The organism is Klebsiella sp. CN_Kp106 (assembly GCF_040064575.1).
Classification (GTDB): domain Bacteria; phylum Pseudomonadota; class Gammaproteobacteria; order Enterobacterales; family Enterobacteriaceae; genus Klebsiella; species Klebsiella michiganensis.
In genome coordinates this window covers 72,791-86,268 of the sequence record NZ_JBEAIG010000068.1, presented here as the reverse complement: position 1 = coordinate 86,268, position 13,478 = coordinate 72,791, and the positions used below count along the sequence as shown (strand labels likewise).

General features: G+C 51.3%; 6 protein-coding genes and 2 pseudogenes. 4 read left to right on the top strand and 4 right to left on the bottom strand.

The features are described from left to right. Positions 1-6 precede the first annotated feature (6 nt). From zorB1 to zorD, 3 genes are read left to right on the top strand one after another with little or no spacing between them, the layout of a single operon-like run. Positions 7-747: a type I Zorya anti-phage system protein ZorB1 gene (gene zorB1, locus ABLU96_RS22520; RefSeq protein WP_048266230.1), complete on the top strand. Its 741-nt coding sequence runs from the start codon at positions 7-9 to the stop codon at positions 745-747. After that, positions 744-2,426: a type I Zorya anti-phage system protein ZorC gene (gene zorC / locus ABLU96_RS22515; RefSeq protein WP_048268182.1), complete on the top strand. Its 1,683-nt coding sequence runs from the start codon at positions 744-746 to the stop codon at positions 2,424-2,426. The genes zorB1 and zorC overlap by 4 nt, the downstream gene beginning before the upstream one ends. Further along, on the top strand, positions 2,426-5,674 hold the full coding sequence (zorD, locus tag ABLU96_RS22510; RefSeq protein ID WP_048268181.1) for a type I Zorya anti-phage system protein ZorD: 3,249 nt from the start codon (positions 2,426-2,428) through the stop codon (positions 5,672-5,674). Before zorC ends, zorD begins: the two co-directional genes overlap by 1 nt. A gap of 154 nt (positions 5,675-5,828) precedes the next feature. On the opposite strand, the gene ABLU96_RS22505 is transcribed toward zorD, so the two are convergent. Both ABLU96_RS22505 and ABLU96_RS22500 read right to left on the bottom strand, forming a co-directional pair. Continuing rightward, positions 5,829-7,057 (bottom strand): IS3 family transposase gene (locus ABLU96_RS22505; protein WP_164881490.1). Its coding sequence is split into 2 segments (ribosomal slippage): positions 5,829-6,742 and positions 6,742-7,057, totalling 1,230 coding nucleotides; the frame shifts between segments, so codons are not numbered across the junction. 92 nt (positions 7,058-7,149) lie between these two features. Beyond that, positions 7,150-7,479 (bottom strand): annotated as a pseudogene (locus ABLU96_RS22500) (helix-turn-helix domain-containing protein); the annotation flags it as partial. 537 nt (positions 7,480-8,016) lie between these two features. Between ABLU96_RS22500 and ABLU96_RS22495 the strand changes: the two are divergent. After that, positions 8,017-8,999, top strand: a pseudogene (locus tag ABLU96_RS22495) (IS256 family transposase). A 55-nt stretch (positions 9,000-9,054) separates the two neighbouring features. On the opposite strand, the gene ABLU96_RS22490 reads toward ABLU96_RS22495, so the two are convergent. Continuing rightward, on the bottom strand, positions 9,055-9,960 hold the full coding sequence (locus ABLU96_RS22490) for a DNA-binding response regulator (protein ID WP_048268177.1): 906 nt from the start codon (positions 9,958-9,960) through the stop codon (positions 9,055-9,057). Further along, positions 9,947-13,300, bottom strand: a complete 3,354-nt coding sequence (locus ABLU96_RS22485) for an ATP-binding protein (RefSeq protein ID WP_048268176.1) — start codon at positions 13,298-13,300, stop codon at positions 9,947-9,949. The genes ABLU96_RS22490 and ABLU96_RS22485 overlap by 14 nt, the downstream gene beginning before the upstream one ends. Between the last annotated feature and the right edge of the window lie 178 nt (positions 13,301-13,478).

Sequence of the window (13,478 nt, the reverse complement as noted above, 5' to 3'; positions counted from 1 at the left end):
CAGCTGATGTTTGGAAACGCATTTGGCGTTAAAAAACGCCGTAGCGATGAGGCGGAGAAACCATTCTGGATCTCTTATGCCGATCTGATGACGGCTATGATGGTGTTATTTCTGGTTGTCATGGTTGCGTCGTTGAGTTCCGTGACACAGCGTATTCAACGTGCGGAGCAAGGTGAAAAAACAAGGGGGCAGGATATATCCAGATTGTGTGAGCGCCTGGAACTGCATGCCCGCAACGTGAACAAAACTATCGTTGTGGATTGCCATGATAACCGCATCAGCTTTGGTGAGGCCGGACGCTTCGATCACAACCGTTTTTTCCTGAACGCTGAGGGGCAAAAAGCACTGCAGGATGTTGTTCCGCTTGTGTTGGATGCAGCCGACAGTGAAGAGGGTAAGAAGTGGTTCAAGCAAATCGTTATTGAAGGGTTTACCGACACTGATGGCTCATATCTGTACAACCTACATCTCTCCCTACAACGCTCTGAATGGGTCATGTGTAGCCTGCTCGATAGCCGCAGCCCACTGCAAAAAAGTATTTCCGCAGAACAACAGATCCAAATCCGTAAACTTTTCCTTGCAGGGGGAGTCTCCTTCAATAATGCCAAGGAAAGCAAGGAAGCCAGTCGTCGCGTTGAGTTACGTATGCAGTTCTTCGGGCTCAAAGATAAACGAGATAAGGCTGATGAGGTGGATTTCCCCCCTGTGGTTAATAAAGAAGTTTGCCAGCTGGTAATGCCCCAATGACGCCCGCACTGAATTCTCTTTCTCAACGCATTGCTGCGAAGCTCTCTTCCATTCAACGGGATGACGATTATCTGCGTAATGATTTCCATACGTTAACATCCGCGGCCCTGGATATGGAAAGACGGTTTGATAAAGCAGAAAGAATTCCTTCGCCGCCACAAGAAATGCGGCTGGAGGCTCTGCGTCGCCTCCGCCTTGCGGAAGAACTCACTGAGAGAGAATGGCGGATGGTATTTTATAGTCTTGCCGATAACGATCCGTTATATCCTGACCGGCCAATCTTGCTGGAGGATGATATATTTTTCCCTGAGGTCGACAACGCTATCAAGACGCGGCTTGAATCTAAGGCGTTGAAACGCAAGGATTGGACTGCACTTTGTTCAAGTTATTTTGCTTATCAGCATGAGTCGCCCGAGAAAAATCCACACTGGTGCATACTACGTGGACATATTGCCCAAGGTTACTTCGTGGTGAAAGCCGCTATACGACGCGAAAAATCATGGATGAAGACAATAGAGCTTTATCACGACATTTTTACCCCGCAAGCTGGAGGCGTTATTTCCAGGCAGTTACTTGCGGGTGAAAACAATTCGCTCTCGTCATTAGATAAAATCGCGCAAATCCCCGATAGCAGCTGGCTATGGAAGCGGATCTTCGCGGTGCTTTTAGCGCAACTGGACACACTTGACGATCCTCAGTTTCTGGAAAAAATTAGCTGGCTGTTAGGTCTGGCTTCACAGTGGGTTCGCTTTCGTGATGACATCATGACGGAGACTCTGACCCGCTATTACTACTCTGTCTATCGCGATCAAGAACATTCAGCGTTGAAGCAAGCTGCGCTGGAATTCTGGGATAACCCCCAGTTGAAAAGCCAGCAGAATAAATGGCATCAATATGTCTCCGAGCCGGTTGCTGCAATGGTCCGGGGATGGTTAGCAAAACAGGACCTGACACATTTCTTCGAGCTGTTGCGCGGTAATGGCGATGTCGATCAGGCACGATTGCACTATTGGTTGCGTTTCGCCAATCAAATGGGATTCACTCGTATCGTCATGGGACCTGATGCCTGGCAAGACCGTGGAAGTGACTTTGTGAAATTCCGCGAAGAAAATAAGGGGCGATTGAGCTATTTACGAGGCGGACGTAGCTTTGATAACGCCATGATTATGCAAATCAACGATTATCTATTCGTCGAATTTTCCGGGACAGGAAATGCGATGTACGCCTATCGAATAGGCCACGCACCATTTAACCCTGAATCACGTACGATTGATATCAACATTCATCTAAAAGATCAGGGGCGCTGCGCGCTCAGGTTGCCCCATGCACCTCGTGCTGAGGGGTATAACAAAGTCCGGATAACCGGCTGGATGCTGAAATACGACGATGAGCTACGCAAGTTGGGCGTTCGGTGGATGGCGGAAGAACCCGTCAAGTTTGTCGATAAAAAAGCCTCCTCTCCCGCTTCTTTGTCTGGCATCAAAATCATTAATCCTCTGCGTGATACGGCAATTCAAAGCTTGGTTGAAGGTGCTTCATGTGTCGTCAGCGATAATCGACAAAAAGGTGGCGTACTGTCTGTACTGCTCAATACGCCTGACGACACCATAGAAAGAGAGTTGTTACGACTAGGCTTTACGCCTGTGGCAAAAGAACCGCATCGTTACTGGATCAAATAATGCTGAAACGCCTCTTAAGTAAACTGACGGGAAATCGTCAGCAGATAGAGCACAATCTTAAGAATCAGTATCAGGTTGAGGAAAGCGGACTCAGTTTTCCGCTATCGCTGGTTGATGATTCGCAGCTTTGGGCACTGGCATCCTGGCTTGAGCAACTGGCTGAAGAAGACTATCTGATATCACTAACAGACCGGTGGTTATTGAGTTGGGATGCCTTGTACAGTCTTCTGGATGATGACGAACATGCCAGTAGCCTGCCTCTTATCGGTGTACCAGAGATACTTCCTTTACGCGCAAGCCTGAGTTCACGTGGTGCATTAAGTGACAGTGATTTTCGCATCTGGATTGCAGAATGGGCCACACTTCCTGAACGTCACCCTATCCGTTTCAGCCGTACTGGTGCCATTTTTACTTTTGAGAATCAGCAATATCTGTTATCCAGGGAAAACTGGGTACTCATACAGGCAACAGAACGACTTAGTACACAGCAAAGCCAGGTTCCCGGCGAAACCACTAACCAACTTGGATGGGCTGCTATCCGCAAATGTGCGAAACAAGCCTCCGCAAAATTTGATGATTATTTAGAAAAAACGCATGTCGTCAAACCGACGTCATTGTCATTACGTTTGCGTAAAGCAACGGTTGCTGACACTGCGGTTATCGAAATTGAACCCCATTTTGAGGAGCAGCCTGCTAACTGGCTGGGTAGTTTTGACAAGAATTCACAGGTTCATGATAGCTATCGCATCCCAGGAGAGAACGGCGAACTTAGCCATGTCATCATTACTCCTGAAGTGAAAGAAGTCCTGAATTCCATACACTCAATCCCTGGCCGTCGAGTGGCGGGAAGTGAAGCGCTTTCGTTTGTTCGTAACCCCTATTCATTTTTAGGTGAAGATGCTGCCGATGTTCTGGCCCCCGAAGAACATGAACAGGCGTTGTTTGATGCCAGGATTTTCTTTCATCATTTCAGGTTGATACCCCAACAGAGCGATGAGAATAAGATAATCGAAGTTACGCTGGTACTTGAACCTATTTCACCTGTTCCCCAGCCAGAGGTCACTTTTGTGTTCTCAGCTCCCTGGGAGCTTGAAAAATTTATACAGCAACTCGGTATTAGCGTTGCAGCGCAGATGCCTGCTGGATCCTGGCAAGGTTACGAGCTGGAGTTAAGCCAGTTCACTGAACAACAGTGGTACGATTGCCAGGCCCTATTTACACGCTGGCAGCAAGAAATTGAAGGAGAAGAATTTAGCGATGTTCTGGATATTGCGAAGTATGGCGATCGGGTGATTGGTATTGGTGAATTTGAAAAAATTTCCTCGCCCTGGCTGACCAAGGCACAAAGTGAAAACTGGCTTCCAGATGACATCGATTTCTCAGTATTTTCGGGCGAAGTACTGACTGGTTGGCAACCCGAAAATCTTCACCACTTAGGTGAATTGCAGGAGAGAATTACTCAGGCAGAAGCTGCTGGTGAAACGCATATCGCCGCGCCATGGAATGATAGCCAATTACCGCTGGATACAGTCAAAACCTTCATTAAAAACTGGGCAAAACAGCAGAGCACTGAAAATGGATCTCAAGACAACGTTGCTGATAAAGCTGTCCGGGCTGTGCTCAAAATTGAGCAGAATATTGAAGAAGCTGCCTACATCAAACAGCGCCGTGATTCACTCCTCAGTGCGCGCAACGCAGAACCTGAAATTCCCCTGAGTCTTAAAGAGAATATCCGACTCAAAGATCATCAACGCGAAGGCGTGGCCTGGCTACAGCAACTCTTCCTTCGTTCACCAGAGGAAACCGCTGGCTGTCTGCTTGCTGATGATATGGGCTTGGGGAAAACGCTGCAAATTCTGAGTTTCCTGGTATGGTTTATTGAAAAGTTTCCACAGGAACCGCCAAGTCTGATTGTTGCCCCTGTCTCTCTTTTAGATAACTGGGAACGTGAGCTGGATAATTTCTTCTACACCGCGGGTATTCCTGTGTTGAAATTGTACGGTGAGACCATCAAAGTGGTGAAATACTCCAAACAGGCTATACCCGCTCATCTGCAGTCTCAGGGGATTAAAAACCTGCTTAAACCTGGCTGGCAAGGTGAGGCGAAAATCATACTGACGACTTACGAAACGCTTCGCGATCAAGAATTTTCTCTGGCACGCCAACCGTGGTCCATTATGGTATGCGACGAGGCTCAAAAAATAAAAAATCCAGCTGCGTTAATCACTCATGCTGCCAACGCAATACAAGCCCGGTTTAAAGTGGCGTGCACCGGTACACCTGTCGAGAATACACTTGTAGACCTGTGGAGTTTATTTGATTTTGCGCAGCCAGGATTGTTAGGGGCGCTGAATGAATTTGGTAAACACTATGTTCGCCCTATCGAAAATGAGGCAGGCCGCGATACGGAACGACTGGAACGCTTACGAGCACTGATTGAGCCCCAGACATTACGCCGAACTAAAGAAGAGGTTGCGCGTGATTTACCACAGAAAATTGAAGTGGAAAGTTGCAAGCAGTTGATGTTGTCTGGAGTGCAAAAACAGCTCTACCTTTCGTCTGTTGCAAACTGGCAACAGCAACAGGCGCTGAGCGAAGGCATGCAGCAGGCTGGAACAGGTATGCTGGGGTTGCTACACCGATTGAAGCTTATTTGCGCACACCCTGCAGTTGTCAATCCAGAGCCGCGTTTTCGTGATAACTCACCCAAGCTTAACTGGTTGCTGAAAATACTCGCAGAAATAAAAAGCACTACGAAAGATAAAGTCATTATTTTTACTGAGCTTCGAGACTTACAGCGTGAACTTCAGCATGCGATCCATCAAAAGTTTGGTATCCGCCCTGTCATTATTAACGGTGATACCAGCACTAAAAGTAATAGTCAGAATAGCCGCCAGAGGCTGATCGATGATTTCCAGGTTCATCCTGGATTTGGGGTGATTATTCTCTCTACGGTTGCAGTCGGTTTCGGTGTTAACGTACAGAAAGCCAATCATGTTATTCATTTCACTCGTTGCTGGAACCCAGCCAAAGAAGATCAAGCAACAGATCGGGCGTACCGGATTGGGCAAATTAAAGATGTGTATGTTTATTATCCGACGGTGAGGGATCCCGAAATCACCACATTTGAAGAAACTCTGGATGACCTTCTGCTGCGGCGGCGTTCATTAGCAAGAGATATGCTGTGTGCAACTCCTGACTTGAGTGGCGCTGATTTTGAGGACATTTTGAAAGGGGCGTTGGACTGACCCCGCCCCGGTAGACGATCCTGCCCTAGAGTTGGCCTGGCGGCAGAGATGGAGTAGACCGCTGAATGTCAACGGTCGTGTAGAATACTGGTATCTCTGCGTGACAATCATGCGTCACGTGAGCCCAGCAGTGCCTGTAAGGCTGGATTGGCCCCTATATTTCCATACACTTTTTATCACTTAACCCATAACTGGTTCGCCGCCGCAGATATTCCCGTGGTGAACGATATCCAAGTGCACTATGCGGATGCCATTCATTGTAATGTTCGAAGGCCTCCGCAAGGTTCTTTACCGCTGTTAACCTGTCAGGCTTCGGCATGATGCTGATGTAATCGCGCTTCATCGTTTTCACGAAGCTCTCCGCCATCCCGTTGCTTTCCGGGCTACGTACCGCCGTATGTTTAGGCTCCAGTCCTACCATTCTGGCGAACTGACGCGTCTGATGGGAACGGTACGCTGAACCGTTGTCTGTCAGCCACTCAACGGGGGATGCCGGCAGGCTATTACCGAAGCGACGCTCCACCGCACCCAGCATGACGTCCTGCACGGTTTCACTGTCATATCCACCGGTACTGGCCGCCCAGTGCAGTGCCTCACGATCGCAACAGTCCAGCGCGAACGTGACCCGCAGTTTTTCACCGTTATCACAGCTGAACTCGAAGCCGTCAGAGCACCACCGCTGGTTACTTTCTCTAACGGCCACTTTCCCTGTATGCACCCGCTTCGATGGCGGTATTGCCGGTTTACGCTCAAGCAGCAGCGCATTCTGACGCATGATGCGGTATACGCGTTTGGCATTGACCACCGACATGTCGGCAGTTTCTGATTGTCTGCGCAGCAGTGCCCATACCCGACGATAACCATAGGTGGGCAGATCGCCGATAACGGTATGGATACGGGCCAGCGCTTCAGTATCATCAGGCTTGCGCTTGCACCGACGATCCTGCCAGTCCTTCGGCCGACGGGCCATGGCATGAAGTTGCGCACGTGAGACCCGGAGGCAACGACTGACAAGGCTTATTCTCCATCCTCCGGTAACAAGGGCACGTGCGCTATCCACTTTTTTTGACGGCCATATTCAACAGCTTCTTTCAGCAGCTCGTTTTCCATGGTTTTCTTGCCCAGCAGGCGCTGCAGCTCTTTAATTTGCTTCATCGCAGAGGCCAGTTCCGACGCGGGCACAACCTGTTCTCCTGCGGCAACGGCTGTGAGGCTACCTTCCTGATACTGCTTACGCCACAGGAACAGCTGACTGGCAGCAACACCATGCTGACGGGCGACCAGCGACACGGTCATTCCGGGCTCAAAGCTCTGCTGAACAATGGCGATTTTTTCCTGAACACTGCGCCGTCTGCGCTTCTCTGGACCTAAAACATCAATCATCCGGACTCCAACGACTAGTCTAAAAACTAGTATTAAGACTATCACTAACTTAAGTGATACCAACTGTCTGGAGATTCATGGGGCCAGTCTATCCAGCGGGAACGCTGATAACCGAAATCGCCGGGAGAATGCTTCACAAGCTCACGCAGCAATGCGCAAATATGTTCGAACGGCCAGCGCCTGCCACGTCCTGACGGTAATGACTTCAGGCCTTCAGCACCAGACAGAGTGAACCAGTTAATCCAGCGACCAATCGATGAGCGGGCACAGCAGAGTGTTCTGGCCACATGACTGACGCGCTCGCCCCGGTGCAACATCAGCATGGTGGTCAGTCTGCGGGCATAATTTTTATCACGCGTTTTATGGATAGCTTTCTGCATCAGGCGTCGTTCGTCACGGGGAATTGGTGCTATGATCGGCATCGCTCAGTCCGGTTGGTGATTTGGGATATTCAGCGATTGATCAGATCGCGCAATTCGGGCTGAGTTCCCTCAAAGTGATCTACTATTCCGAACAGTTATTTAGGATTTTGAGTTGAAAATAAAACCCTACTTCCATTTTAAATGAAAAACCTAAAAGAAAGAACCAAACAATCTGACACCTGACTTATTATTTTCAATACAAAAGTCATGGTAACCATCCACAAAAAAAGAAACAATATTTATGTATATCAAAAAACATCACATTAAAAACAAACTCAACAAGTAAAAAATAGACAACTAATCCTTTCCGAAACGGAAAGTCAATGAATGAAACAGGAAGGCTTTCTTGAGTTTCACGCATGACAATTATTCGAGCATGTAAAGATACGGATTGAAATAAAAAAAAGACACAGTCCTGATTTTGCTGTGGCGTTACGTCCTCAAAGTGAAGTATAAAAACGTCTAGAGCCTGTACATAGATTTGTGTAATTGCCTGATTTTGATATGTTCAATCCAACATCAAAAGCAGGTTAATTTATGGACGTAAAACAGTTGCAGGCTCTGGCTAACGAACTGGCCAAAAATATCAAAACCCCTGACGATCTCAACCAGTTCGATCGCCTGCTGAAAAAAATTAGTGTCGAAGCAGTGCTCAACGCCGAATTGACCCATCACCTCGGCTACGATAAAAATCAGCCCAAACCGGCGACCAACGCCCGCAACGGCTATACCAAAAAGACCGTCATCACTGGCGATGGCCCGCTGGAGTTCCGTACGCCACGTGATCGTGATGGCTCTTTCGAACCGCAACTGGTGAAGAAAAACCAGACCCGGTTCACCGGGATGAATAACCAGATTTTATCGTTGTACGCAAAAGGGATGACTACCCGTGAGATAGCGGCGGCGTTCAAAGAACTGTATGACGCTGATGTCTCACCGGCGCTGGTCTCGAAGGTCACCGACGCCGTGATGGGGCAGGTTAGCGAATGGCAGAATCGTCTACTGGATGCAGTCTATCCCATTGTTTATTTTGACTGTATCGGCCTGAAAGTCCAGCAGAACAGTCGCGTTATCAATAAATTCGTGATCCTGCCGCTGGGTATCAATATCGAAGGCCAATAAGAGCTGCTGGGTATCTGGCTGGCCGAAAACGCGGGCGCGAATTTCTGGCTAAATGTGCTGACAGAACTAAAAAACCGCGGCCTGAACGACATCCTCATCGCCTGTGTCGGCGGTCTGAAGGGCTTCCCGGACGCGATCAACACAGTGTATCCGGAAGCCCGCATCCAGCTGTGCATCGTGCATATGGTGCGCAACAGTCTGCGGTTCGTCTCCTAGAAGGACTACAAAGCCGTCACCCACGACCTGAAAGCCATCTATCAGGCCCCGACGGATGACGCAGTGAAGAAGGGGCAATCCAGGCAGCGTCACAAAAATAGACGATGCCGCTGAGGGACTGCCGTATGGCGATGAGCCGCTTTATTATCGAGTTCGGTGATCGCCTGGACGGTCACTTCTGAGAAAAGGCATTTACACAGAATCGTGTACTGGGTCCAATGGACTTGTACAGGCCCGTCACCGGACTTGCTTCAGTGCCAGTGCAGCGGCGGCTGTGCGGTTATCCACGCAGAGTTTTCGATACACCAGTTCCAGATGCTTGTTGACGGTACGCGGACTGAGCTCCAGGATTTCACCGATCTCTTTATTGCTTTTACCGCGCGCAATCCACAGCAGCACTTCAGCCTCTCGCTGCGTCAGCTTCAGCCTGCTGCGCAGAGCGTCCGTTTCCTGCCCGTCCGTTTGCTCAACCACCTCTTCAAGGCGCAGCAGATACTCATTATCTGCCGTCTGGCGCGACCAGAATACCCTGACGGGCAGCGACAACAGTGAAAGGTCGAGGGGATGCATCACGGCCTGCGCGTTGCTCAACCAGCTGAGCAAACGCTGCACCACCGCCCGGCTCGGCTGGAAATCCGCATCACAGCAGGTTTTAATCAGTTGCCAGGCATTCGGCGTTGCCCACAGCAGCTTGCCTTCAGCGCTAAAAACGCACAAAGACTGGCCCACAAAATCCATCGCATTCCACGCGCTGGCGGTCAGTCTGGAATTTCGCAAATGGGTGCGCATTCGCACCAACAACTCTTCAATGCGGATAGGTTTCACCACATAATCCACGACGCCCGCATCAAACGCGTTCACAATGTTTTCTGTTTCGCTCAGACCGGTCATAAAGATAATCGGCGTATAGCGCAGCCCCGGACTTTCCCGCAGGCAGCGGCTGGTCTGATAGCCGTCAAGGTGCGGCATAACGGCATCCATCAGGATAATATCCGGCGTGATCTGCCGCGTGACCGACAGCGCCTGATTCCCTTCCAGCGCCACCAGAACGGTAAAACCCGCCTCGTCCAGATTATCATTCAGCATGCTGACCGTATTGATATCGTCATCAACAATCAGCACGGTGGGTTTAGAGGCTGTCATCTCGATCTCCTGCGGATCTGTTCAGGTTACTGACTATTTCATCAAAGCGAAAACGCCCTGCCAGCTCTTCTAACTGCTCAGCCTCGGCCAGACCGATCTGCCCTTCGTCGCGCATACGGCTCAACAGTTCCCGAAAGCCCCTGACGTAGCCCAGGCTGGCCGCCTCAATCAGCTCGCGGCGGTGCTGCGCAGACAGCGTAGCTTTTGCCGCCGTGCCCGCCACGCGGGCCACGGTGGTGCCCTCGCGGATCCATTCGAGGTTCAGCATTTCACCCATATTTTCCAGCAGCAGGAGCATCTGCACCGGTTTGACCAGATAGCGAACTTCACCGCGGTTTTTAATGTTCCGCCACTTACCCTCATCGGCCTCTGCCGAAACCATTATCACCGGCTGCAAGTCTCCCCGGGTACGCAACCTGTTCAGCAGCTGCCAGCCTGACATTCCCGGCATTGCCACATCCAGCAGCCAGATATCCGGCACCGTCTCCACACTAAGCTGCATGGCCGCCGCCGCACTGCTGGCGGTGTGTACAATAAAACCCAGCGGGGTCAGCAGATCGTTCATTAACAGACGGTGTGATTCGTCATCGTCAACCACCATCACTCGCCGTCGCGGGCCGCTGTAACCGGCCACCGGTGCCGCCTCCGCTGGTACATAGCTCACCCCACTGTGGCTGGGCAGCATCAGGCTGAGCTTAAAGGTGGTTCCGGCACCACGCACACTTTCGACCTGCAGATCGCCGCCCATGATATAGGTCAGCAGGCGGGTGATAGTCAGGCCCAGCCCGGTTCCCACCCGGCCGCTGTCTTCGGATACCCGTTCAAAGGGTTTGAAAATGCGTTCAAGATTGGCTTCATCAATACCGATCCCCGTGTCGTGAATCGAGAAAAAAGCCACTTCGCTACGATACTGGAAGTCCAGCGTCACATCGCCACGATCGGTGAATTTTATCGCATTGGACATCAGGTTAATCAGGATCTGGCGCAGGCGCTTTTCATCAGTCATTACCACGTCTGGTACCCAGTGTGGGGGGTTGTAGTTAAAGGTCAGCCCCTTATCACTGGCCTGCTGATCGAACATCGCGACCAACTGCTGCACCAACTCGCCAATGCGTACTCCTTCGCGATGAATTTCCAGCTTACCGGCTTCGATTTTTGAGATATCGAGCAGGCCTTCAATCAGGTTGGCCAGGTGTTCTCCGCTGCGGCGAATAATACCAATGCCGCGCTTTCGCGCCGGGGGGATATCATCGGCTTTTTCCAGCAGTTGCGCATAGCCGAGCATGGCATTCAGCGGCGTACGCAGCTCGTGGGTAATGCCGGTCAGATAGCGACTTTTCGCCAGATTGGCCTCATCTGCAGCCTCTTTGGCCTGCTTCAGCTGCCCGTCGGTCGCCTCGTGAGCAATGATCTCCTTCAGTAACCGGTCGCTTTGCAGCCGCAGTTCTTCCTGTGCAATCTGGCGACTTTTATTGGTCAACACAAACAGCCAGGTGGTGATCCCGGTGACAATCAGCAGAATGAAGAAGACCTTCCACAGCGCGGCGGCCAGCAGTTCCGCTTCGCCGGAAAACGCGGTGCGCATCTGCACAAAAACCAACATCAGCAGAATACCGATGACCGAACTGAACAGCAGTAAAATGCTGAGGAAGCTCCAGACTCTGGGATCGATCGCCCGTAGCATTTTTCCTCGCAGGAAATAACTCAGAAAATTAAACAGCTGCTCGCCATAGCGCGCCTGAGGTTTACAGGCATCGTTACACTGCACATCCAGTGAACAGCACAGCGAACAGATGCTGCCCTGATAGAAAGGACAATAGCTCATTTCCGGTTTCTCGAAATGGTTGCCGCAAATGCAGCACTCATCAACAATTGCCTTCACGGGGGAGCGAGCCAGATAGTAATGGCCCCCGGTCGACCAGGCGATCAGCGGCGCAGCGACAAACGTCACCAGCAGCGACAGCAGCGAGGCATAAGCATGGGCTATCGGGCCGAACCAGCCCATCAGTGCCGATAACCCGCAGAGCATCGCCAGACACATTGACCCGATGCCAACCGGATTGATGTCATACAGGTAGGCGCGGCGAAACTCGATCTCGCGTGGCCGTAGCCCCAGCCATTTATTCAGCGTCAGATCCGCCACCACGCTGCCAAGCCAGGCGGTGGCCGCAACGGCATAAATACCCAGGATATCCTCAAAAACCCGGTAAACGCCCAGTTCCATCAGCAGCAGGGCGATACCCACGTTGAAAAAGAGCCACACCACCCGTCCCGGATGCCGATGGGTCAGGCGCAGAAAGAAGTTTGACCAGGCGATGGAACCGGCATACGCATTGGTGACGTTAATTTTCAGCTGGGAGAGCACCACAAAGATCCCGGTCAGTGCCAGCATCGTTGAAGATGAACTGGTGACGTAGCTGAAGGCCACCATATACATATGCGTGGGTTCCACGGCCAGCTCGGTGCCAAATCCGTTCTCGTAGGCCAGCACGGCGAGGAAGGAGCCCAGCATAATTTTCACGGCGCCAATCACGATCCAGCCGGGCCCTGCGGCTATTACGCCGCACCACCATTTCCAGCTTTTGCCAGGCTGTGCCGCAGGCAGAAACCGCACCTGGTCGACCTGCTCGCCGACCTGGCTGACCAGTGACAGCAAAACGGAACAAATGGCGCCAAGCTGGAGCAAATCGAAAGACCCGTTCGCCGACATAAAACCCTGATAGTGGGTCCAGCGGCTAACCGCTCCGCTATCACGCAACAGGATGATCACAAACGGCAGCAGCTGCAGCAGCAGCCAGAAAACGTGCGTAAACTGCTGAAAACGAGATATAAATGTAAATCCCCAGGTGACCAGCGGTATCACCACTACCGACCCTATCAGATAGCCAAAGTGCAGCGGTAGCCCAAACAGCATATTCAGCGCCATCGCCATAATCGCCGCTTCGAGGGCAAAGAAAATAAAGGTGAAAGAAGCATAAATCAGCGAGGTGACGGTGGAACCCAGATAGCCAAATCCCGCCCCGCGCGTCAGCAGATCGATATCCAGCCCGTTGCGGGCCGCCGTGACCGCTATCGGCATTGACAGCAGAAAGATGATCAAACTGACCAGCAGCACGGCAAGCGCCACATAGCTGAAACCATAGGTCAGCGTCAGCGCCCCTCCTATGGCCTCGAGCGCAAGAAAGGTAATCGCACTGAGTGCGGTCATCACCACCCGCCCTGCACTCCAGCGCCTCGCCGAAAGCGGCGTGTAGCGCAGCGCGAAATCCTCCAGCGTCTGGTTGGTCACCCACTGATTGTACTGTCGCCGGGACTTGAATGCTTTTTGCTGAACGGTCATCGTCGCCCCTTTTCCTGCCCGAAGCCTGATTTAATGGGGAGTTAACTCCACCTGTTGCTTAACATCTTTCACCTGCGCGCCCCTGAAAATAGCGATCCCGGGCCGTTATTCCAATACGTCAAATGACGTAATGACTGCGTCACCTGACGCATAGAGCGGATGCGTCACTGTCCGGCAT

What these genes read in the sequence shown, in the direction of transcription:
- zorB1 (WP_048266230.1), top strand. Translation starts at nt 7, where the DNA reads ATGTTTGGAAACGCATTTGGCGTTAAAAAACGCCGTAGCGATGAGGCG.
- ABLU96_RS22490 (WP_048268177.1), bottom strand. Translation starts at nt 9,960, where the DNA reads ATGACAGCCTCTAAACCCACCGTGCTGATTGTTGATGACGATATCAAT.
- ABLU96_RS22485 (WP_048268176.1), bottom strand. Translation starts at nt 13,300, where the DNA reads ATGACCGTTCAGCAAAAAGCATTCAAGTCCCGGCGACAGTACAATCAG.
- zorD (WP_048268181.1), top strand. Translation starts at nt 2,426, where the DNA reads ATGCTGAAACGCCTCTTAAGTAAACTGACGGGAAATCGTCAGCAGATA.
- zorC (WP_048268182.1), top strand. Translation starts at nt 744, where the DNA reads ATGACGCCCGCACTGAATTCTCTTTCTCAACGCATTGCTGCGAAGCTC.